We start from the raw sequence: 21,804 nt of genomic DNA, 5'->3' as shown, positions 1-21,804 counted from the left end.
AACTCCACGCCATGCGACACCGGCCGGCAGCGGTCATGTTGCCGGGGCGCGTCCATCGCGGGCGCGGCCGGGGTCAGCCTGCTTGCGGAGGCTGAGCGCATAGAACCAGCCGCCTGCGGCGATCAGCACGGGCAGGACGAAAAGCGCGAAATCGCGGAGCAGGATCATGGGACGATACTTCCCTTCGCGAACGACACCGCGCGGCTGAGTGCGTACGATGCGCCCCAATATAGATAGGCGCTAAGAAACAACCGCCAGGACTCACCGAGCTGCCACTCCGGGTAGAGCTGAACTTCCGTGGGCCATCCATTGAGGAACGCGATCGCCACCGGGACGACCGGGCCGAAGCGCTCGAACAACACGGCCGCGCGCTCGAACAATGCGAGGCGCTGGCTGATTTGTTTGCGTTCAATATTGGTCATGATCGTGCCCGTCGGCGCCGCGGAGGCGCAGTCAAGGCTTGGTCGGTGCTCGCGCGGTCCGGGTTCTATCGATCCTGCACATCTGCGTGATGGGCCTCGCAAAGCCCTCGCAGGCGCTTCGCATCGCCAGGACGACCATCGAAGTGTGACATAAGCCAAACCGCCCGCCTGCGGGTTGCGCAGACGGGCGGCTCGGGGCCATCAGGACTTTGGGGGCATGCGCCTGAAGGCTTTGAGAGGTGCAATTCTTCGGATCAGCCCTGCTGCTGATCGGTCGGCGGCGGGGTCGGACGCGTCTTGTGCTGCGCCATGAACTGGTCGAACTCTTCCTTGTCCTTGGCGTGACGCAGGCGGTCGAGGAAGTTCTTGAACTCGACCTGCTCTTCCTCGAGCCGGCGCAGCGTCTCACTGCGATACTCGTCGAAGGCGCGGTTGCCGGAGGACGGCGGGCCGAAGCCAAAACCGAAGCCGCGGCGCTCCATGCGGTCGCGCATGCGATCCATCTTGTACTGCATCTTTTCCATCTTGTTCTGCCAGCGATCCTGATTGCTCCAGCACGACATTCTTCTGCTCCCGAGTGTGAAAAAGAGAAGGGCAAGTCCGATCGGCCACCAGATGATGAAGCCGAGAATGGTCACGGCGATCCAGCCGGGATGCCAGGGCGTGTCCAGCATGCGGGGGCGCTCGTAATATTGCTGTTGGTTCGACGGGCCGCGCCAGCGATTGACATCAGCGGTGTAGGCCATTTCCCTTCTCCATCACGGCACCAGCGCCGTTGTGAATGTAAATAACATTTACATAGCTAGACCATCCCGCGATTTTGTCAAGCTGGCAGCAAGACACGGCCGCGTGATTATTATCGCAATCTTATTTCGGCTTGCCCCAGGGGCTGCCGGGCGGCAGGCTCGAACCGGAGGGAGCCTCCGGCGGCACCGGCGGCGGCTCGGCGCCCCTGGCCGGAGGACGGCGGTCGATCGGGAAACCGAGGCCGCGCAGATAGATCAGCACCTCGGCCTCCAGCAGCTCGTCCGGCGACATCGGCAGCTTGCGTCGCGCAGCATCGCCGCGGGAAAACAGCGAGGCCACGCCATGCGACATCGACCAGATGTGCAGCGCCATCATCATCGCCGGCGGGCGGGGTGTGCCGGGCGGCGTCAGTGCGGCGAGCCGCTCGGCTGCGGCTCGAATGATGTTGAAGGCGCGTTCGCTGGCCGCCTGAAGTGCGGGATTGGCATCGACCGGCACGCCCGATTCGAACATCGCGTTGTAGAAGGCCGGCTCCGCGCGGGCAAAGGCGAGATAGGCCTTGCCGACGCGCTCGAAGGCGGTGACGGTGTCGGGCCGCCCGTCGTCCCAGGCCGCCGACAGGCTGGCCTCGAACTGCTCGAAACCGCGCTGGGCGATAGAGGACAGCAGCTCGTCACGGTCGCGGAAATGCCGGTAGGGCGCCGCCGCACTGACTCCGGCCATGCGCGCGGCATCGGCGAAGGTGAAGCCGGCCGCCCCCTTCTCGGCGATCAGCCCGAGGGCCGCCTGCAACAGGGCTTCCTTCAGATTGCCGTGGTGATAGCCGCGCTCGGCGCGGCGCTGCTCCTTGCGCCAGCTCATGTGAACGAGCTTTACATGAGCCGGGCGTGAAGGTCACTAGCGGCGGCCGGACTGGTTAACCCGTATTTTCACGTCATTCCGGGGCGATACGGGAGCATCGAACCCGGAATGACGGGTGACCGGGGCTACATCTCCGGAATCGGCAGCACGGGCATGACTTCGATCGCCTCGCCCGGGAAGACCGCAAAATGCGGATGGTTCTCGAACAGCTTTGCAGCGTCCTCCTGCGAGGCGGCACGCACCACCGTGAAACCGGTCAGCGCGTTGCTGACCTCGGTGATTCCGCTCCCGTCGATCCTGCGGGTCTTGCCGAGCGGGCCGCCCATCTCGACGATCACGGACTTGTGCTTCTCGACCCAGCCGTGCCAGGCGGCCATGCCCTCCTGCTCCTTCGCCTTCCGCTCGGCCTCGGGCATCGCGCGCCACGCCGCCATTTTCGATCCGCTCGTGCTGCCGAGATAGACGGCGAGAAATTTGTGTTCGGTGCTCATGGGTTTTCTCCTCAGGGTTGATTGGGAATCGCGCAGCCGCCGTCTCGTCTACGTCTTCAGGTCGCCAAACCCGGCGACGATCTCCTGCACTTCGGGCGAGTAGTCGGCCATCTCCTGCACCTGGCGGACCTCGATGATCTCGTTGGCTGAAGCGGGACATTTCTTGGCCCATGCGATCGCCTCGGCGCGCGAGGCGACCTCGATCATCCAATAGCCACCCAGGACTTCCTTGGCTTCCGCGAAGGGCCCGTCGGTGACGATGGGCTGGCCGGTCGCAAACGAGACGCGTGCCCCGGTCGACGGCGGGTGCAGCCCATCGAGCGTGATCAGCACGCCTGCGTCCTTCAGCGCCTCGTTGTAGCGCATCATCGCGGCGACGCGCTCGGGATCGAGCTGCAGCTCCGGCGGCGCGTTCTCGTAGCCGAGCGGGATCATCAGCATCATGAATCGCATGGGATTTCCTCGCTGCTCTCAGTCACTCCGATATGTCCTGCGGGCGGAAACGGCTGGCCCGCGCTCCCCTCCAAGACGAACGGCCTTCTGCCGGGCCGACAGCGGGACAGAAATTATTTAGAGGCCGGAGTGCAGCCGGGCTGGCGCATTCTGCGACCGGATCGGGCTCGATCGGCTCGGCGAGGCCTTTCATGCTGGAACGAAAGCGCAGTAAAAGGAACCGGCGCTTCGCGCGCTGCTCCCGGACACAGGACAGATCAGCCAATGCCGCAAGCCCCGCAAAAAGTCGCCCTCGTCACCGGTGCCGCCCGCGGCATCGGGCTTGCGACCGCGAAGAAATTCTTGGCCGAGGGCTGGCGCGTGGCCCTGCTCGACATCGAGCACGAACTGCTCGGCCGCGCGGTCGCGGACATCGGCCAGAGCGAGGCGACGCTGGCGCTGACCTGCGATGTCGCCGACGCGGCCGCAGTCAGCACCGCAATGACGACGATCGAGCGGCGGTTCGGCCGGCTGGACGCGCTGGTCAACAATGCCGGCATCGCGGTGTTCGCGCCGCTGATGGAGACGTCGGATGCCGACTGGCGCCGCGTGCTCGAGGTCAACCTCACCGGACCGTTCCTCTGCACCAAGGCCGCGGTGCCCCTGATGCGCGACGGTGGTGGCGGAACCATCGTCAACATCACCTCGATCTCAGCCGTGCGCGCTTCGACACTGCGCTCGGCCTACGGCACCAGCAAAGCAGGCCTTGCACACCTTACCAAGCAGCTCGCGGTCGAGCTCGCCTCCCTCAACATCCGCGTCAACGCGGTCGCACCGGGGCCGGTCGACACCGCGATGGCGAAGCAGGTGCACACCAAGGAGATCCGCGCCGACTATCACGACGCCATTCCGCTCAACCGCTACGGCCTGGAAGAGGAACTCGCGGAAGCGATCTATTTCCTGTGCTCGGGCCGCGCGAGCTACATCACCGGCCAAATTTTGGCCGTGGACGGCGGCTTCGATGCGGCGGGCATCGGCCTGCCGACGCTGCGCGGGCAAAGGCGCAACGGGTAGGAACAAGATTTCGTAGGGTGGGCAAAGGCGCAACGCGCCGTGCCCACCATCGATCCCAAATTTGCGGTGCGGATGGTGGGCACGCTTTGCCCACCCTCGAAAGCGAGTTGGTGGAGAGTTCATGCAACGCATCACCTTCCTCAAAGCTCTGATGCTTGCATCCGCGCTGCTCGCCGCCGCGCCTGCGGCGGCCGAGATCCGCATCATCCAGTCCCCGGGCGGACAGGTCGGGCCGTTCCTCGATCTGTTCGAAAAGGTCCGCGACAGTGGCGAGCGCGTGGTGATCGACGGCCCCTGCCTGTCCGCCTGCACGCTGGTGCTGAGCATCGTGCCGGGCGAGCGCATCTGCGTCACCAAGCGCGCCGTGCTCGGCTTCCATGCCGCACGCTCGGTTGACCGGCGCGGCCGCTTCTATGCCGAGCCGGAAGCATCGGTCGCGGTGCTTGCCGCCTATCCCGGTCCGGTGCGCGACTGGATCAGCCGACGTGGCGGTCTGACCTCGCGGCTGCTGCTGTTGAAGGGGCGCGATCTCGCCGCGATCTATCCGCGTTGCCGCTGATACAGCCGGCAGCCGCCAACCGCTTTCAAAACAGCGTCTGGATCACTGGCGCCAGCTTCGCGCTGGCGCAAATGAGCATTCCCCAAAGAGCAAAGTTGATCTGTAGCGCCGCCGCCATCGGTCGCTCCCCTTGCAAGTGACGTCCATCCCAGTTTGTAGCTTTTATGACTCACCAATAACGATTCTGACGTGCAGAGCACAGCCCAATCTTGCGCCAATTGTTGTGCGATGCAGCTCGCTTCACGAAGCGGCCTCACTGCGTCCGCAAAGTGATGCGAAAGCACGACTCATATTCGGCCATGCCGGCAAGTTTGTTTTGCCTTGAGTTCCATTGAACCGACGATGCGCGTGTCTCACGCAGATTCTGCGCGCCGATTGTGGAGGCAAAAGCCCGGCATGATTCGACACGGCTTGATCGTGCTCACTTTTTGCACAGCGCTGATCGGATGCGCAGAGGCGCCAGCGCAGGAACGCCGCGCCATTGCATGGGATGGCCTCGGCAAGGATCCGAACCGTCCGCATGTGGCCAAGCGGCGCGTCACGACCGGCGCGCCGGCGGCAAGTGATCCCAATCAGGAGCGCGAAAAAGTGCTCGGCACATTGCGCCCCTATTCCGAGGCGTGGTGGGCGGTCCAGGACGAGATACAGGCGGAGAACGACAGGAAGCTGGGCGCCAAGCTCGTAATCTGTCCTCGCTGCGTGGAATCGTCGCCCGAGGACGTCACCGGATCAATCCGGTGAAAGGACAACGGCTGATCGGCGCCTGACGTAATGAAACGTACGTCCCCTCTCCCGCAGCATTGGAGAGAGGGATCGCAACGCGACGGTCGCGCCCAAAGCGCGATGCGATAGGATAAATCGTCATCGCGCTTTAGGTTGTTGTTTGAGCATGATCTTTTCGGAAAACCGCTTCACACTTTTCCGGATCATGCTCCTATCACATGCCCTCGGCCGGGCAGTTCACCATCCAGGGAATGCCGAACTTGTCGATGCACATCCCGAAGCCCTTGGCCCAGAACGTCTTGCTGAAGGGCATGGTGACGCTGCCGCCGTCGGCAAGCGCGTTGAACTTGCGCTCACCATCCGCGGGGTCCTTGACTGTAATCGAGATTGCAAAGCCCTGCGGCTTCTGGAAATGCTCGGCCGGCGAGTCGGAGGCCATCAATACCGTGCCGTCCGGCAGTGACATCCGCGCATGCATGATCATCTTCTCGCGGCCGGGCGTAGCCGGCACCTCCGGCGGAGCATCCGATGCGCGCATCATCGCGTCGATTTTGCCGCCGAGAACCTTGGCGTAATAGTTGAACGCTGCTTCGCAATTGTCCTGGTAGAACAGATAGGGATTGAGCATCGTTTCTCTCCTCTTCGTTTGCAGTGAGGCTTATTGCTTCTCGGTGAGCTTCTTCAGGCCGGCGAGGCCGGTCTCGAAATCCTTGCCGATCATGCTGTCCATGTTGAAGAACACCTGCATCAGCTTGGACAGGAACGGGGCCGGACCGTACATTACCCATGTGACGAGTGTGGCATCGCCTTGCGGCACAAAGGTGAACTCGGCGGTGTTGTGGCCTTCGAACGGCCGCTCGAAATCAAGCTTGATGCGGAGCTTGGAGGGGCCGTTCGCCTCCAGGATCTCCATATGGCCGGCGCCGACCTTGTTGTTGCCCTCCCAGGCATAGGTCGCACCCTTCCCTGCCGCGGTTCCGCCGAACGTCCGCTTCATGGCGGGATCGCGGGTCTCATACGGCGACCAGGCGGTCCAGCGATGGAAATCGGCAACCAGCGGATAGATCACAGCGGCCGGTGCCCTGACGGCGAGCGAGCGTTCCACACGGAACGTGTCGGGTTTCGTCAGGGCGAAGACGAGGACCGCGGCAAGGCCGGCGGCGAGAACGATGGCGATGACCGCAATGGCTTTCAGCATGGATGGCTCTCCGTGGATACGGAGCCTAGGACGAACGGGGGAGGCCCCGGCCCGACAATGGGACAGAAATTCTTTGGCGCACTGCGCACCCCACGTCATGGCGTGGAAACAGACGGGCCTACTTCGCCTTGGCGCTTTCCTTTGCCTTCGGCTGGCTGTCCCGGATCAGGCGATCGAGATGCATGCGGATGTGGGCGGCTTCGGCCGAGGTGTTGGCGAGCGCGATGGCGCGGTCGAAGGCGATTCGGGCTTCGTCGTTGCGGCCGAGCTGCATCAGGAAGGCGCCGCGCACGCCGTAGAAATGGAAATAATTGGCGAGCTTCGGCGCCAGCGGCTCGATCAGCTCGAGCGCGGCCTGCGGCCCGCGCACCTTGGAGACCGCGACCGCCCGATTGAGCGTCACCACCGGCGAGGGCTGCACCACTTCGAGCGCGCCGTAGAGCAGGTCGATCTCCGTCCAGTCGGTCTCCTCCGGCGTCGCCGCGCGCGCATGCAGGGCGGCGATCGCGGCCTGGATCTGGTAGGGCCCGCTGCGGCGGTGGCGCATCGCCTTGTCGATCAGCGCGAGGCCCTCCGCGATCATGGTGCCGTTCCACAAGGAACGATCCTGATCATCCAGCAGGATCAGTGACCCGTCCGCGGCAAAGCGCGCCGCGCTGCGCGCGTGCTGCAACAGGATCAGCGCCGTCAGGCCCATGATCTCCGGCTCGCTCGGAAACAGCCGCAGCAGCAGCCGCGCCAGCCGGATCGCCTCCTCGCACAGCGGCTTCCTGATCTCCGCGGTGTCACCGCTCGCCGAATAGCCTTCATTGAAGATCAGGTAGATCATCGCCGCGACGCCGGCGAGCCGCTCAGAGCGCTCGACCGCGCCCGGCGCCTCGAACGGCGTCCCGGCCTCGGCCACCTTTGCCTTGGCGCGCGTGATGCGCTGCTCCATCGCCGCTTCCGAGACCAGGAACGCGCGGGCGATCTGCTTCACCGTGAGGCCCGAGACGATGCGCAGCGCCAGCGCGATCTGCTGCGTCGCCGGCAGTCCTGGATGGCAGCAGATGAACATCAGCCGCAAGATGTCGTCGCGATAGTGCGAGCCGTCGAGCCGCTCGGCCAGTTCGCCTTCGGCGTCGTCGAGATCGGAGATCGCCTGGTCGTCCTCAGGCAGCGGCTGCTGCCTGCGCGCGCGTCGCACTTCGTCGATCGCGACGTTGCGGCCGACCATGATCAGCCAGGCCGCGGGATCGCGCGGCGGCCCATTCTGCGGCCAGGTCTTGAGCGCGCGCAGGCAGGCGTTCTGAAACGCCTCCTCGGCGGTGTCGAGATCGCGGAAATAGCGCAGCAGCGCGCCGACCGCCTGGGGTCGCGCCGAAGTCAGCGCAGTCTCGATCCAGGCGGTATCGGCCTCGCTCACGTCAGGTTTCCTCCGGGCCGGAACACGCCGACGGGACGCACCTCATAGGCGCCGCCGGGATTGGCGGCACCCAGCTCGCGTGCGACGTCGAGCGCGTCGTCGAGATTCTTGCAGTCGACGATGTAGAAGCCGAGGAGCTGCTCCTTGGTCTCGGCATAGGGACCGTCGAGCACCAGCGGCGGATCCTCCTTGCGCAGCGTCGCCGCCGCGGTCGTCGGCAACAGCCGCGCCACCGGCCCGAGTCGACCCTGCCTGGTGAGCTTCTCCTGCACCACGGTGAGCTTCTTCATCACGGCCTCGTCCTGTTCCTTGCTCCAGGAGCCGACGAAATCCTCATCGTGATAGCAAAGAATGGCGTAAAGCATGGGCAGCACTTCCCTCGTCTGTTCTGAAGACGCGCCAATATGCCCCGCCCCGACAGCGCTGCGGAAAAAATTTGCAAGAAAAATCCGGCAGATCGTGCCAAGGAGGGCCTTCTTGCGCGGAACCTGAAGAGGCACTTCGAATGACCATGGGCACACTGGCCGTCCTGATCAACAGCACGCAGCAGAACTGGCTGCCGGAGCGCTGGAAGGCCCGCTTCGACGCGGTCTGCGGGGGACGCCGCGTGGTGCTGCTGCCGGACGCCGGGCTCGATCCGGCGGAGGTGCATTATGCGGCGGTGTGGAAGCCGGCGCCCGGCGATCTCGGTGCGTTCCCCAATCTGCGGGCGATCTTCAACCTTGGCGCCGGCGTTGACGCGCTAATGGCGGACAAGAGCCTGCCCGAGGTGCCGCTGGTGCGCGTCGCCGTGCCCGATCTCACCAATCGCATGACCGAATATGTCGTGCTGCACGTTCTGATGCATCACCGCCAGGAGCTTTACCTGCGGCAATCGCAGCGCGAGAAGCGCTGGGAGCCCAGATATCAGTGGCCGGCGAGCGCGATCACGGTCGGCGTCATGGGGCTGGGCACGCTCGGCGCCGATGCGGCCGACGTGCTGCGGAGGCTCGGCTTCCGCGTCGCCGGCTGGAGCCGCAGCCCGCGCACGTTCGAGGGCGTCGAATGCTTCCACGGCACTGCAGGCATGGACGCGTTCCTGCGCAACACCGACATCCTGGTCTGCCTGCTGCCCCTGACACCAGACACGCACGGCATCCTCAACCGCGAGGTCTTCGCCAAGCTCAATCGCAACAGCCCGCTCGGCGCGCCGGTGCTGATCAATGCCGGCCGCGGCGGCCTGCAGAACGAGGCCGATATTCTCGCCTGCCTCGACGACGGCACGCTCGGCGCCGCCTCGCTCGACGTCTTCGTGCAGGAGCCGCAGCCGAAGGACAGCCGGTTCTGGACCCACCCCAAGGTGGTGTTGACGCCGCACAATGCCGCCGACACCGACGCGGATGCGATCTCGGCCTATGTCGCCGAGCAGATCGCCCGGTTCGAGGCGGGCGGCGCGCTGGAGAACGTGGTGGATCGAACGCGGGGATATTGAAGCTTCGCTTCCAGCTTATCCTTTGGCGCCGATCATCACGTCGATCGCGCCCTTGACGATCGCCTCCAGCTCCTTGCGCGGTACGCGGGCGCGCGAGCGGATCGCAATGGTGTGGATCGTGGCCGATGCGATCTGCGCCAGCGCGAATGGATCGGCGCTCTCCGGCAGCTCGCCTTTCTCCTTGGCGCGGCGGAAGCAACTGGCAAAGGCCTTGTCGAGCCCGGTGAGGCCGTCCAGCACCATGGCGCGGATCTCGGGATCGCCGACCGCCTCGGACGCCGCGGTGACGACCGTGAAGCAACCGCGCGGTCCGGTGTCGCCGGACAGATAGATGTCCAGCGCGGCTGCGTAGATGCGCTCCAGCCGCTGGCGCAGCGGCATCTCCTCGCGGAAGATCGCGACCATCGCCGCGCCCGCCTCGTCGCGGTAGCGCTGATAGCTCTTGATGTAGAGCTCGCGCTTGTCGCCGAAGGCGCCGTAGAGGCTCGGCCGGTTCATGCCGGTGGCGGCGCTGAGATCGTCGAGCGAGGTGGCCGCGAAACCCTGCTTGCGGAACAGATCGAGCGCCTTGCCGAGCGCGACATCGGGCTCGTAGGCGCGCGGACGGCCGCGGCGCTTAGGCCCACCGCGACGCTCGGGCTCGCCGCGGCGTTCGGGCTGATTGGCAGCAGGTGGCGGCTTCGATTTTTGTACCATTCCGCAAGTTATTCCTTGACCTCACCCATATTATGCAAGATGGTACAAAAATCAATCTGGCCAGGTTGAGCGACACCCAAAGAGGAATTGCCCAAGGAGGCTACAGATGGATCTCTATTTCTCGCCGCTTGCCTGCTCGATGGCGACACGCGTCGCGCTGTATGAAGCCGGCGCCGAGGCGAACTACCTCGAAGTCGATCCGCCGACCAAGAAGGTCTTGAGCGACGGCTCCGACTTCCGCACCGTGAATCCGATCGGCCTCGTGCCGACGCTGCGCACCGATGAAGGCATGGTGCTGACCGAGAACGCTGCGATCCTGCAATATGTCGCGGACCGTTTCCCGCAAGCCGGCCTCGGCGCGAGCGCCGGCATCGAGCGCACCCGGCTGCATCAATGGCTCTGCTTCATCGGCACCGAGCTGCACAAGGGCCTCTTCATCCCCATGCTCGATCGCAAGGCGCCGCAGGAAGCCAAGGCCTATGCCCTGGAAAAGAACCTGTCGCGGCTCGACTATCTCGACAATTACCTGAAAGGACGCGAGTTCCTGCTCGACCATTTCAGCGTGGCCGATGCCTATCTCGTCACGGTCATCAACTGGACCATGGCGACGCCGCCGATCGAGCTTGCGAAATGGCCGAACCTGAAGGCGTATCACGAACGGCTGCGTCAGCGACCTTCGATTGCCAAGGCGATCGCGGAGGAGTTCGAGCTGTACAAGGCCGAGCTCGCTCGGAAGAAGGCCGCGGCCTGAGGCCGCACGCGAGCTCCGTATTCGCGCGGCAGCGCGCTATCTCGGGGCCTGCAGCGCGATGCCGTAGCGGCGGTAGATCCGGTCGATCGTGCCGTCGCTGCGCAGCCGCTCCACGGCTGCGTCTATGGCTTCGCGCAACGCATCGTCCGGGCGGACCATGCCGACGCCGACGTTCCAGTTCAGATCGGCCGTGCTCTCGTCGCGATCGAGGATCCGGAGCGGTTTGTCCGGGTGGGTCAGATTGAAATAGCTGGCGGCGGTGGGCGTGACCGCGGCGGCGTCGATCTCGCGGTTCGACACGGCCTCCAGGCTGTCGCTCTCGAAGCCGAAGGTCGATATCGGCACGCGCCGCTGACCGATGATCATGGCTGCGATCGATCCAACCTGCACGCCCACCTTGGTCGATTCGTTGAGGCTGGCGAAGGACGTGAGCGTGCTGGATGACGGCACGGCGAGCGCGACGCCTGTGCGATAATACGGTTTGGAGATTCTCAGACGGGTTTCGCCTTGCGCTTCGCGATCGGCGATGACGTCCAGGAGAATGTCGCAGCCGGCGCTGCGCATCTGGTACTGCGTGATGATCCAGTCGAGCCGCAGCGAGACACCGAGCTCGCGTGCCAGCACCCGACCGAGTTCGACCTGGAAGCCGGGCGGATCGCCGGTCTTGTGCGCGAAGGGAAGCGAATTGGGATGTGCGCAGAGCCCGATCACGCCGCTGGAGCGGATCGCCTCCAGGGGGCGCGCCGCCGCCTGCCCCGACAGGACGATGGCGGCAGCGACGATGACCGGGGCAAATGTCTTCATTCCACACTCTATGCTAGTCAGCCGTCGCGCGGTTTCAGGGCGCGGATGTACTTGACCATCTGGTCGATCTGGGCGTCGGTGAAGGCGCCGTCAAAGGCCGGCATCGCTCCTTGCTTGCCGAGCTTGATGCGACTGCGGATATAGTCGTCGTCGCGCGGCGAATTCATCAGTTGCGGCCCCTTCCCAGCGGCCCGGCCACCGTCGGAGTGACAGAAGCCGCAAGTCCCCGCAAACACCTGCTCGACCTCGAACGCCGCGTTCTCCGGTACGGGTGTGGCGGATTGGGCCTGGGCCATCGCAGCCCACAGCAACGAGGCGCCCAGCCCCGCCAAAATCGTCTTGCAAGACAGTCTCAACAGCTACGCTCCATTCCTGAGCCACGCGGCCGCGACATCGATCGAGGAGCGGGCTTGCGCCCGCTCCATGATCAGAACATCTGCGGCAGACTATTTCAGGCTGAAGACGACCAGGGCGCCGTCGTCACGCGGCATGCTCTTGTAGACGCCGCCGAAGTTCGGCGCATATTCGTCCGCCAGCATCCCGCCGAAGCCCGCCGTCACCGCGATATATTGCTTGCCGCCGACGGAGTAGCTGACGATGCCGCCCTGATGGCCGGTGCCGTTGTTGTGCCTCCATAGCTCGGCGCCAGTTTCGGCATCATAGGCGTGCAGCACGCCACGCGAATCAGGCACGAAGACGAGGTTGCCTGCGGTCGACAGCACGCTTCCGAGCGGAGGCTCGGGATAGCGAACCTCCCATTTCTTCGCGCCCGTGATGGGATCGCGCGCGTCGAGATGTCCGTAGATCTCGCCACCCGGAGGAGGCACCATCTTGAAATCGGCACCGATGTTGAGCTGGACCTGCGGCGTGGTGACCGGCGTCGTCTTCTGGATATCCAGCGTCATGCACCATTCCTGTCCGATCTTGTAATAGAGACCGGTCTTGGGGCTGTAGGAGCCGGCGTTCCAGCTGATGCCGCCGCCGATGAACGGACACAGCGGCGGTTCGGTGACCTTGCCGACCGGGAAATCGCGACGGCCGATCAGGGCGCCGGTCTTGGGATCGATGTCCTTGACGAAGTTGATGTTCTCGACCAGCCGCCAGACGTTCTTCACTTTGAGATTGCGGTCGTAGACGAAGACAAAGCCGCCCTTGTTCGGATGGACCACGTATTTCTGGCCATCACGCTCGAGCATCACGAATTCGCCGACCGAGCTGTCGAAGTCCCAGGCATCGTGCGGCAGTTCCTGATGGTAGAATTTCAGCTTGCCGGTATCGATGTCGAGGCCGATCACCGAGCTCGTATAGAGGTTATCGCCGGGACGCGCGCCCTGGGTCTTGTAGTCCGGACCCGACCAATCGTAGAGCGGCGCCGGATTCGCAGTGCCCCACAGGACAGTGTTGGTCTCGGAATCGTAGGTGCCCGGCATCCAGCCGCCACCACCGCCGGTGCGCCAGGACTCGTTGCCCCAGGTCTTCATCGCCTCTTCGGTGCCTGCGACCGTGAGGAACTCCCACTTCTTCTTTCCGGTTGCGGCATCGAGCGCGAAGATCGGGCCGCGGCCCGGCCATTCGCCGCCTTGCGCGCCGATGATCACGCTGCCCTTGGCGTAGAGCGGCGCGCCGGTGAAGCCGACCGTCAGCTTCTGCGAGTCGATCAGCCTGGTCTCCCAGAGAACCTTTCCGGTCTTGGCGTCCAGCCCGAAGACACGACCGTCCATGGTCCCGACGAAGACCTTGCCTTCGCCCAGAGCGACGCCGCGGTTGTAAGGAGAATGGGTCTGGCGGCTGATCAGCGCTTCATCCAGCTCCGGAAAGAACGACCAGATCACCTCGCCGCTGCCGCCGTTCAGCGCGAAGACCCGGCTGTAAGAGCCCGAATAGTACAGCACGCCGTCGGCGACGAGCGGCATCGACTGCAGGCCGCGCGTCGATCGCCCGGGAATGTGCATCCATGCCACGCCCAGATTGCCGACATTGCTCGTATTGATCTGTGTAAGCGGGCTGTAGTGATGGGATTTGTACGAACCGTGATAGGTGAGCCAATCGTTCTGGCCGGCGGCCTCGATCCGGGCCGTATCCACGGACTGAGCCAATGCCGCCGTCGCTGCAAGTGTCGCAACGACAACGACAGCCAAGGCCGAGCTGAGCCACTGTTTCCTCATTTGCACTTCCTCCCGCTCTTGTGTTTGTTGATTGCGTCTCGTGAATGCGGCTTGCGAGGGGTATTTGCAGTTCAGTGTGCGTCGATCGTCCTCCATCGGACCGAATCGTCAACAGACGTCCCCTCCTCGGCGCATCGCGCTGAGGAGCCACGTTCACCGGAGTGGTTGCTGTTGTACTTCTGCTTGCCGTCACACTGTACGACGGATCACAGGCCCTGCAAATATGGAATGCGCGCCGAAGTCGCTTCGATGCAGGGGGACTTGAAACGGCAGCGGCGCTGACCGTTTTGCTTTCGATCCGCCGATCCCGGAACAAGTTGTCTTATCCGTAAAGCACCTTCGGCAGAATCGTGACGATGCCCGGCCACAGCGTCAGCAGCAGCACGAATCCGATCATGATCATGAGGTACGGCATCGTGACGCGGGCGATATAGCCGAGACCGTCATCGGTCAGCCCCTGGATCACGAACAGGTTGAAGCCGACGGGCGGCGTGATCTGCGCCATCTCCACGGCGAGCACAAGGAAGACGCCGAACCAGACCTCGTCGAAGCCGGCACCCTTCACGATCGGCAGCACGATCGGCAGCGTCATCACGATCATCGAGAAGCCGTCGAGGAAACAGCCGAGCACGAGATAGAAGACGATCAGCGCCACGATCAGCATGAAGGGCGACAGGCCGAGGCTCTTGACGAACGCGGCCACCGCCTGCGGGATGCCGAGGAAGGCCGCGGCATTGCCGAGGATCGAGGCTCCCAGCACGATCAGCGCGATCATCGAACAGGTGACGACCGAGCCGATCAAGACGTCGCGGATCACCTGCTGCGACATTGCGCCTTGCACCCAGGCAACCAGGGCCGCGCCGAGCACGCCGACCGCGGCAGCTTCCGAGGGCGTTGCGAGCCCGCCATACATCGAGCCGAGCACGCATGCGATCAGGAACAGCGCCGGCGCGAGATCCTTCAGTGCTGCAAAGCGCTCGCTCCACGGCACCTGCGAGAGCTTGGCTTCGGTCTCGGGCACCATCGCGGGTTTGAGGGTGGTGTGCAGCATCACCCAGGCCATGAACGTCGCGGCCAGCAGGAAGCCCGGCAGCACGCCGGCGGTGAACAGCTTCAGGATCGAGACGTCGCCGAGCACGCCGTAGATGATCATGATGTTGGAGGGCGGGATCAGGAAGCCCAGCGTGCCGGCGCCGGCGAGCGAGCCGATCGCGATGTCACGGGAATAACCTCGGCGCGTGAGCTCGCTGAGCGACATGCGGCCGATCACCTGCGTTGTCGCAGCCGACGAGCCCGAGATCGCCGCGAAGATGGTGCAGCCGATCACGTTCACATGCAGCAGGCGCCCGGGCAGCAGCCCGGCCCAGGGCGCCAATCCCTGAAACAGGGAGCGTGACAGACGGGTGCGGAATAGCAACTCGCCCATCAGGATGAACAACGGCAGCGCCAGCAGCTCCTGCGTGGTCAGGATGTTCCAGGCGTATTGCGGCAGCAGCTTGTCGAGCGGGACCGAACGGAACATCGCGAGCAGCAGCGTCGCGGTCAGCGCAAGCGTGAGGCCGATCCAGACGCCGCAAGCTAGCAGCACAAACAGGATCGCGAACAGGGCGACGACTTCGATGGTCATGCGATCTTGGATCCGGATGCGGGCAAGGCGGTCATTCGACGGGCGAGGCCTTCATGCGATGGTCCTCCAGCGGCAGGCCGAGCGCGGCCTGGATCGCACGCGCGAGGAACTGCAGCGTCAGCAGCAACATGCCGAAGGTGACGATCGCTTGCGGAAACCACAGCGGCGTGTCGCTCGAGGTCGAGACCTGGCCGCGCACGAAGGCGCTCCAGGCGAATTTCGCCATGGCCATGGTCAGGAACGCCATGAAGGCGAAGCCGGCCGCCGCCGAGAGGATCTCGAGCGCGCGCTGCACCGGCACGGGTGCGTTCTTCAGGAGCAGCACGACGCGGATGTGGCCGCCGACGCGCAGCGTCATGGCGGCACCGAAAGTGAAGGCCGCCGCCATCAGATAGGAGGAATATTCCCACGCGATCGAGATGGTCGGCGGGAAGAACGGCAGGAAGTTCGAGAGGAAGCGGGTTGCGACCTCGCACAGCATCAACAGCGTCAGCATCAGGAGACAGAAGCCGCCGATCCAGCCATCGAGCCGGCCGAGGCGATCGATGCCGTCGAGGACGATGCGCAGCGGCGCGGGCGCCGCTGCGTTGAGGCTTTGCGATGCTTCGGGCGAAAGGCTCACCACGCCTCGCCCTCAGCCGCGCTTGATTTCGGCGAGATAGGCCCGCACCGGCTTGTCCGCCGCCGGCACGCGCTTGAGGAAGGCGTCCAACTGCGGCGCGGTCTTGGCCCGGATGTCCTTCATCATGGCGTCCGAGACCGGCACCACCTCCATGCCGCCTTCCTTAAGGCGGTTGAGGCTGTCGACATCGGCCTTGAGCGAATTGGCCCAGAAACCGGGCTCCATCTTCGCCGCGATGTCAGCGACCAGCTTCTGTTGATCGGCGCCGAGCGCCTTCCAGGCATCGAGATTGACGGTGAGCATCTGCGACGACCAGACATGGTTGGTCGGGTAGACGTATTTCAGGAACTCCCAGAACTTGCCGTCGACGCCGGACACCGACGAGGTGGAGACCCCGGCCACCGCGCCGGAGGCGAGTGCGGGGATCGTTTCGCCCCAGGGGATCATCACCGCCGCCATACCGATGGCATTGAGCATCTCGACCGCATTCTTGTCGGGCACGCGGATCTTGATGTTCTTGAGGCCCTCGACGTCGGCGACCTTCGCCTTCAGATGCAGATATTGCGTCGGCCACGGCACGATGTAGAGGATCTTCTGGTTGTTGCGCGCAGCGATCTTCTCGTATTCAGGCCGCACATATTTGTGCAGCACCTTGAGCTCCTCCACGGAGCCGCAGAGGAAGGGGATGCTCTCGACGCCCATGAAGGGCTCGTCGCCGACCTGCTGGATGTTGAGGACGTCGGCGAGCGGCACCAGGCCGTCGCGCACGGCCCGCAAGTGCTCGGGCCCCTTGAAGCCGAGCTGGCCGCCGGCCTTCACGGTGATGGCGACCGCACCATTGCTCTGCTTCTTCACCTCCTCCGCAAACGCCATCGCGTTCTGGGTGTGGAAATTGCCGTCGGGCCAGACCGTCGACATATCCCAGCTCGTTGCCGCCCGTGCGCGAGTCGAGATGTGGCCGGCGGCGAGCAGCGTCGCTGCGCCCACAGTGAAGTTCCGTCGCGTAATCATTGCTCCCCTCCGTTTACCGAGCGTGTTGATGCATCAACGCGCGTACCCATAGACCTTGACTGCGTTCTCCGAAGACACGAGACCGCTTGCGACGTCGTCGTTGACGGCCGCGCGATCGCGCTCCCTGGGATCGCCGATGCCGGCACCGCCGGGCGTCAGCACGACCAGCCGGTCGTCCGGCGGCACCTGCTGAAAGCCCTTGCCGCGCAGCTTCTTGCCGGACTTCAAACCGACATAGCCGGCCTCGCCGTTCCCGCCGCCATCGCGACCGCGCGGCGGATGATCGATGCGGTCGAACGCGGCGAGGATGTCGAACGGCGCATCGACCCCGCTGCCGACCTCGATGATCTGGCCGAGGCCGCCGCGGGTGCGCCCTGCCCCGCCGGAATCCGGGCGCAGCTCCTTGCGCCAGAAGATCAGCGGCGTCTGGGTCTCCGCGATCTCGACCGGCGTGCCGCGCACGCCGCTTGGGTAAGCGGTCGCCGACAGCCCGTCCTTGCCGAAGCGCGCACCGGTGCCGCCGTTGGAGGTGACTGCCATCGAGAACCCGTAATTGCCGCCGGCGCCGGAGCGGGTCTGGCCGCGCACGTTGAGATTCCACAGGCAGGAGGTGCCTTCCGCAGGCACGCGCTCGGGAATGATCTGGCGCAGGCAGCCGAACACGACGTCCGGCAGCATCTGGCCGATGACGTGGCGCGACGCCACGGGCGCCGGCTTTGGCGCATTGAGGATGGCACCAGCCGGCGCCGACACCGTCAGCGGCGAGAGCGAGCCGGCATTATTCGGGATCTGCGAGGCGACGACGCAGCCGAGGCCGAACACGGTGTAGGCGGTGGTGTAGGACAGCGGCACGTTGATGCCGAACTTCGAGGCCGCCGAGGTGCCGTCGAAATCGACGTGGATGCCGGTATCCGAGATCGTCAGCGTCGCCGCCAGCGTCACCGGCGCATCATAGCCGTCGACCACCATGGTGTTGCGCCAGCTGCCCTTCGGCAGCTTGGCGATTTCGGCCAGCACCGCCTCGCGCGAGCGGTCGCAGATGTAGTCGCCGAGCTCGTCGAGCGTCTCGATGCCGAACTCGCTCATCATCTCGACCAGGCGCTCGCAGCCAACGTCGTTGCAGCCGGCGAGCGAATAGGTGTCGCCCTCGGTGTCGATCGGAAGCCGCGTGTTGGTGCGGATCATCGCCATCAGCGTCTCGTTGACGACGCCCTGGTCGATCAGCTTCAGCATGGGGATGTAGAGCCCCTCCATGAACACGTCGGTGGCATCGGGCCCGAAGCCGATGCCGCCGATGTCCATGAGATGGCTGGTGCAGGAGAACAGTGCGACGACCTTGCCGTCCTTGAAGCAGGGCGTGGTGACGACGAAATCGTTGAGATGACCGGTCCCCATCCAGGGATCGTTGGTGATGTAGGCATCGCCCTGCTTCATCGTCTCGATCGGGAAGTGAGCGATGAAGTGCTTGACCGATTCCGCCATCGAGTTGACGTGGCCGGGTGTGCCGGTCACCGCCTGCGCCAGCATCCGCCCCCTGAGGTCGAACACGCCGGCCGAGAGGTCGCCGCATTCGCGCACGATCGGGCTGAAGGCGGTGCGCAAGAGCACCTGCGCCTGCTCCTCGACCACGGCGATCAGCCGGTGCCACATGATCTGAAGGTCGATCAGGCTCGCGCCATTTGCCTTGCTCATGATCAGGCCGCCTTTCGTTCCATGACGATGCTGCCGGCACCGTCGATATGGGCGTCGAAACTGGTGGAGACGAAGGTCGAGGTTTCGTCTTCCGCGATCACGGCGGGGCCTGCGATGGTCGCCCCTGGCGCCATGTCCTCGCGCCGATAGAGCGGGATCTCGATCACTTCGCCGGCCCGGCCGTCGAAGAATTTTCGGCTGCCGGACGCCTTGGCCGCGGGCTGGCGCGCCACGGAAGCGACGGCGGGCGGATTGCGCGCCTCCGTGGTCGCGAGCACCGACCAGCTCAACACCTCGATCGCCGCGCCCGGGATCGGTCGCTCGAACATCGCCGAATAGTCGGCCTCGAACTTTTGCCGCAGACCGGCGAGATCGGCCGTCGTCAGCGGACGGTTCGGCAGCTCGACGGTGATCTCGTGGCCCTGGCCGACATAGCGCATGAAAGCCGCGCGGCGCTCGCGCACCGGCGCGCCGGCCGCGCCCGGCTCGACCAGCGCGCGCGCTTCGGTCACCATGTCCTGAAGCAAGTCAGAGACCGCCTCGGTATCGAAATCATCGAGCCGGACGTGACGGCTGCGCACCAATTCATACGCGATGGGAGCCGCCAGAAATCCGACCGCCGAGCCGACGCCGGCGTTCGAGGGCACGATCACGCGGGAGACGCCGATCTTCTCGGCAACGCGCGCCGCATGCAGCGGCGCGGCGCCGCCGAAGGCGATCAGCGTGTGCTGGCCGACCACCGCGCCGCGCTCGACAGCGTGCACGCGCGCGGCGCTCGCCATGTTCTCGCAGACCACCTCGTGCACGGCATAAGCCGCTGTTTCCGCCGACAGGCCGAGCGGCGCACCGACATCGCGCAGCAGCGCCTGTTTCGACAGCTCCGGATCGAGCTTGATCGTGCCGGCCGCAAAGGCGTCAGGATCGATCATTCCGAGCGCAACGTCGGCATCCGTCACCGCGGGGCGCTGACCGCCGCGGCCATAGCAGGCCGGTCCCGGCTCCGACGAGGCGCTCTCCGGGCCGACGGTGACGCGCTTCATCGCGTCGACATGGGCGATCGAACCGCCGCCGGCGCCGATCTCGACCATCTCGATCACGGGGATGCGCACCGGCAGGCCGGAGCCCTTGAGGAAGCGCGCGGCGCGATCGACCTCGAACACGCGCGAGGTCTCGGGCTGGTATTTCTCGATCAGGCAGATTTTTGCGGTGGTGCCGCCCATGTCGAAGGAGAGCACCTTGCTCTCGCCAAGCCTCGCCGCGATCTGCGCCGCGAAGATCGCGCCGCCGGCCGGCCCGGATTCGACGAGACGCACCGGAAAGCGCCGCGCGGTTTCGATCGAGGTGACGCCGCCGCCTGAGGTGACGAGGTAGATCGCGCCGCGGAACTGCTCGACCTGCAGGGCGTCGGCCATGCGGGCGAGATAACCGTCGATCAGGGGTTGCACATAGGCGTTCGCGACCGCAGTCGATGTGCGCTCATACTCGCGAATTTCGGGACAGACGGCGGAAGACAATGTGACGGAGATGCCGGGCATCTCCTCGGCCATGATCGCCGCTGCGCGTCGCTCGTGCTCGGGATTGGCGTAGGAGTGTAGGAAGGCGACCGCGACGCTCTCGACGCCGAGTTCACGCAATTTCGGCGCGAGCGCGCGCACGGCCGTCTCGTCGAGCGGGAGGCGGACGGCGCCGTGGGCGTCGATGCGCTCGGGCACGGTGAAGCGGAGGCCGCGCGGCGCCAGCGGCTTCGGCTTGTCGATGCTGAGATCGTACTGGTCGTAGCGGCTCTCGGTGCCGATATCGAGCACGTCGCGAAAGCCTTCGGTTGCGATCAGCGCCGTCTTGGCGCCGCGCCGCTCGATGATAGCGTTGGTCGCAAGCGTCGTGCCGTGGATGAAGACGTCGATATCGCTGATATGCGCGCGCGCATCGGCAAGAATGAGCCGCATGCCGTCCAGCACCGCCTGCTCGGGCCGCTGCGGCGTCGTCAGCACCTTGCGGGTTTTGCGGTCTTGTCCCACGTCCAGCACGATGTCGGTGAACGTGCCACCGATATCAACGGCAAGCCGCACCTCGGCTCCCTCGAGCATTCCAATTTCTCCGTGCTGATCGTCAAGTTCGGGTCCAAAAGCACAGCAATTCCCGTGCCATGAGGCATGCCTGCAACGCTGTGCCCGACTATTTTGCGCGGCACCTATGCAATAGGCAAGGCGTGTTCGCGCCTGAGCGATCAGAGCAGGAATGCAAGCGCCGCTTCACAGCGCTCCTCGACCTTCAGCGTCAGGAGATCGTCGGCGCGGGTGCGGCCGAGATTGACCGCGGCGATGGGGATATTGCGCCGCGCGGCGGCTTGGACGAAGCGGAAGCCGGAATAGACCATCAGTGACGAGCCGACGATCAGCATGGCATCGGCTTCTGCCAGATGATCCTGCGCCGTGGCCACCACCTCGCGCGGCACGTTCTCACCGAAGAACACTACGTCGGGCTTGAGGATGCCGCCGCAGGCTTCGCAAGGAGGCACCTCGAAGGAGGAAAAATCCTCGTGCTCCAGATCGGCGTCGCCGTCGGGTGCATCCGCGGCATCGAGCGTCAGCCATGCCGCATTGGCGCGGCCGAGCGCGTGTTGAAACTCCTCGCGCGGCGTCTTCGCCCCGCAGCCCATGCAGCGGACCAGATCGAGCCGGCCGTGCAGGTCGATCACCTGCCGATGGCCGGCCGACTGATGCAGCCGGTCGACGTTCTGGGTCAGCAGCATCCCGCACCGGCCGTTCGCCTCGAGCCGGGCCAGCGCGCGATGCGCATCGTTGGGCCTCGCCCGGCCGAACCGCCGCCAGCCGATCAGGCTGCGTGCCCAATAGCGGCGGCGGGTTGGCTCGTCCGACATGAAGGCCTGGAAGTTGACGGGCTGGGTCCGCTTCCAATTGCCCTGGCTGTCGCGATAGTCGGGAATCCCGGAATTGGTGCTGCAGCCGGCGCCCGTCAGCACGAACAGGCGTTCGTGCCGGCCGATGAAATCCTGGAGCGGAGGTTTTGCCGGAGGGGCATTTGTCATGGCG

General features: G+C 65.0%; 25 protein-coding genes. 5 read left to right on the top strand and 20 right to left on the bottom strand.

Translation table 11 applies throughout. From position 1 onward, the window contains the following. Positions 1–33 precede the first annotated feature (33 nt). The 6 genes from I6F33_RS38295 to I6F33_RS03905 form a co-directional block, all read right to left on the bottom strand. Positions 34–168 carry a hypothetical protein gene (locus I6F33_RS38295; protein WP_276326279.1) on the bottom strand — a complete coding sequence of 45 codons (135 nt, stop codon included), beginning with the start codon at positions 166–168 and terminating at the stop codon, positions 34–36. Then, positions 165–422, bottom strand: a complete 258-nt coding sequence (locus I6F33_RS03925; protein WP_057028074.1) for a hypothetical protein — start codon at positions 420–422, stop codon at positions 165–167. Before I6F33_RS03925 ends, I6F33_RS38295 begins: the two co-directional genes overlap by 4 nt. 254 nt (positions 423–676) lie before the next feature. Continuing rightward, a complete protein-coding gene (locus I6F33_RS03920) occupies positions 677–1,168 on the bottom strand; it encodes a DUF2852 domain-containing protein (protein ID WP_036041312.1) in 492 nt (163 codons plus the stop codon). A gap of 121 nt (positions 1,169–1,289) precedes the next feature. Continuing rightward, positions 1,290–2,030, bottom strand: a complete 741-nt coding sequence (locus tag I6F33_RS03915) for a TetR/AcrR family transcriptional regulator (RefSeq protein ID WP_225141153.1) — start codon at positions 2,028–2,030, stop codon at positions 1,290–1,292. Positions 2,031–2,155: 125 nt separating this feature from the next. After that, entirely contained in the window at positions 2,156–2,521 is a 366-nt protein-coding gene (locus I6F33_RS03910) for a YciI family protein (protein WP_035998517.1), read from the bottom strand. Between the two features lie 48 nt (positions 2,522–2,569). Further along, positions 2,570–2,974: a YciI family protein gene (locus I6F33_RS03905; protein ID WP_035998515.1), complete on the bottom strand. Its 405-nt coding sequence runs from the start codon at positions 2,972–2,974 to the stop codon at positions 2,570–2,572. Between the two features lie 264 nt (positions 2,975–3,238). On the opposite strand from I6F33_RS03905, the gene I6F33_RS03900 reads away from it, so the two are divergent. The 3 genes from I6F33_RS03900 to I6F33_RS03890 all read left to right on the top strand — a co-directional run bounded on the left by I6F33_RS03900 (position 3,239) and on the right by I6F33_RS03890 (position 5,327). Next, positions 3,239–4,027, top strand: a complete 789-nt coding sequence (locus I6F33_RS03900; protein WP_225141151.1) for an SDR family NAD(P)-dependent oxidoreductase — start codon at positions 3,239–3,241, stop codon at positions 4,025–4,027. 121 nt (positions 4,028–4,148) lie between these two features. Continuing rightward, positions 4,149–4,586 carry a hypothetical protein gene (locus I6F33_RS03895; RefSeq protein WP_035998510.1) on the top strand — a complete coding sequence of 146 codons (438 nt, stop codon included), beginning with the start codon at positions 4,149–4,151 and terminating at the stop codon, positions 4,584–4,586. 396 nt (positions 4,587–4,982) lie between these two features. Next, positions 4,983–5,327, top strand: coding sequence for a hypothetical protein (locus tag I6F33_RS03890; RefSeq protein WP_035998508.1), 345 nt, complete (start codon positions 4,983–4,985; stop codon positions 5,325–5,327). A 196-nt stretch (positions 5,328–5,523) separates the two neighbouring features. Here I6F33_RS03890 and I6F33_RS03885 read toward each other — a convergent pair whose 3' ends face one another. The 4 genes from I6F33_RS03885 to I6F33_RS03870 all read right to left on the bottom strand — a co-directional run bounded on the left by I6F33_RS03885 (position 5,524) and on the right by I6F33_RS03870 (position 8,277). Beyond that, a complete protein-coding gene (locus I6F33_RS03885; RefSeq protein WP_225141149.1) occupies positions 5,524–5,937 on the bottom strand; it encodes a VOC family protein in 414 nt (137 codons plus the stop codon). Positions 5,938–5,967: 30 nt separating this feature from the next. After that, on the bottom strand, positions 5,968–6,507 hold the full coding sequence (kdpF, locus tag I6F33_RS03880; RefSeq protein ID WP_225141147.1) for a K(+)-transporting ATPase subunit F: 540 nt from the start codon (positions 6,505–6,507) through the stop codon (positions 5,968–5,970). A gap of 118 nt (positions 6,508–6,625) precedes the next feature. Then, positions 6,626–7,912, bottom strand: a complete 1,287-nt coding sequence (locus I6F33_RS03875; protein WP_035998501.1) for an RNA polymerase sigma factor — start codon at positions 7,910–7,912, stop codon at positions 6,626–6,628. Next, positions 7,909–8,277, bottom strand: coding sequence for a YciI family protein (locus I6F33_RS03870; RefSeq protein ID WP_035998498.1), 369 nt, complete (start codon positions 8,275–8,277; stop codon positions 7,909–7,911). The genes I6F33_RS03875 and I6F33_RS03870 overlap by 4 nt, the downstream gene beginning before the upstream one ends. A 140-nt stretch (positions 8,278–8,417) precedes the next feature. Here I6F33_RS03870 and I6F33_RS03865 point away from each other — a divergent pair, with 140 nt between their 5' ends. Beyond that, positions 8,418–9,383: a glyoxylate/hydroxypyruvate reductase A gene (locus I6F33_RS03865; RefSeq protein WP_225141145.1), complete on the top strand. Its 966-nt coding sequence runs from the start codon at positions 8,418–8,420 to the stop codon at positions 9,381–9,383. A 15-nt stretch (positions 9,384–9,398) separates the two neighbouring features. Here I6F33_RS03865 and I6F33_RS03860 read toward each other — a convergent pair whose 3' ends face one another. Next, positions 9,399–10,079 (bottom strand): TetR/AcrR family transcriptional regulator, encoded by a 681-nt coding sequence (locus I6F33_RS03860; RefSeq protein WP_225141143.1) that lies wholly within the window; start codon positions 10,077–10,079, stop codon positions 9,399–9,401. A 106-nt stretch (positions 10,080–10,185) separates the two neighbouring features. On the opposite strand from I6F33_RS03860, the gene I6F33_RS03855 reads away from it, so the two are divergent. Then, complete coding sequence (locus I6F33_RS03855) at positions 10,186–10,830, top strand: glutathione binding-like protein (protein ID WP_035998492.1); 645 nt, start codon at positions 10,186–10,188, stop codon at positions 10,828–10,830. Between the two features lie 36 nt (positions 10,831–10,866). Here the strand turns inward: I6F33_RS03855 and I6F33_RS03850 are convergent, their stop codons facing one another. The 9 genes from I6F33_RS03850 to I6F33_RS03810 form a co-directional block, all read right to left on the bottom strand. Then, positions 10,867–11,634: an ABC transporter substrate-binding protein gene (locus I6F33_RS03850; RefSeq protein ID WP_035998489.1), complete on the bottom strand. Its 768-nt coding sequence runs from the start codon at positions 11,632–11,634 to the stop codon at positions 10,867–10,869. A 17-nt stretch (positions 11,635–11,651) separates the two neighbouring features. Then, positions 11,652–11,966 (bottom strand): cytochrome c, encoded by a 315-nt coding sequence (locus tag I6F33_RS03845; protein ID WP_225141141.1) that lies wholly within the window; start codon positions 11,964–11,966, stop codon positions 11,652–11,654. 114 nt (positions 11,967–12,080) lie between these two features. After that, on the bottom strand, positions 12,081–13,799 hold the full coding sequence (locus I6F33_RS03840; RefSeq protein ID WP_225141139.1) for a PQQ-binding-like beta-propeller repeat protein: 1,719 nt from the start codon (positions 13,797–13,799) through the stop codon (positions 12,081–12,083). Positions 13,800–14,121: 322 nt separating this feature from the next. Further along, entirely contained in the window at positions 14,122–15,426 is a 1,305-nt protein-coding gene (locus tag I6F33_RS03835) for a TRAP transporter large permease (protein ID WP_036021830.1), read from the bottom strand. 31 nt (positions 15,427–15,457) lie between these two features. Next, positions 15,458–16,051: a TRAP transporter small permease subunit gene (locus tag I6F33_RS03830; RefSeq protein ID WP_035998480.1), complete on the bottom strand. Its 594-nt coding sequence runs from the start codon at positions 16,049–16,051 to the stop codon at positions 15,458–15,460. A 9-nt stretch (positions 16,052–16,060) separates the two neighbouring features. Further along, positions 16,061–17,059: a TRAP transporter substrate-binding protein gene (locus tag I6F33_RS03825; protein ID WP_036021827.1), complete on the bottom strand. Its 999-nt coding sequence runs from the start codon at positions 17,057–17,059 to the stop codon at positions 16,061–16,063. Positions 17,060–17,092: 33 nt separating this feature from the next. After that, positions 17,093–18,751: a hydantoinase B/oxoprolinase family protein gene (locus I6F33_RS03820; protein WP_225141137.1), complete on the bottom strand. Its 1,659-nt coding sequence runs from the start codon at positions 18,749–18,751 to the stop codon at positions 17,093–17,095. A 2-nt stretch (positions 18,752–18,753) separates the two neighbouring features. After that, positions 18,754–20,838 (bottom strand): hydantoinase/oxoprolinase family protein, encoded by a 2,085-nt coding sequence (locus I6F33_RS03815; RefSeq protein ID WP_225141135.1) that lies wholly within the window; start codon positions 20,836–20,838, stop codon positions 18,754–18,756. 140 nt (positions 20,839–20,978) lie between these two features. Next, positions 20,979–21,800, bottom strand: a complete 822-nt coding sequence (locus tag I6F33_RS03810) for an NAD-dependent protein deacetylase (RefSeq protein WP_036041370.1) — start codon at positions 21,798–21,800, stop codon at positions 20,979–20,981. Between the last annotated feature and the right edge of the window lie 4 nt (positions 21,801–21,804).

Origin of the sequence: Bradyrhizobium sp. BRP20, from assembly GCF_020194215.1 — a bacterium.
GTDB lineage: Bacteria > Pseudomonadota > Alphaproteobacteria > Rhizobiales > Xanthobacteraceae > Bradyrhizobium > Bradyrhizobium yuanmingense.
The sequence above is the reverse complement of the archived record's forward strand: the minus strand, read 5'-3'. Positions and strand labels throughout refer to the sequence as shown.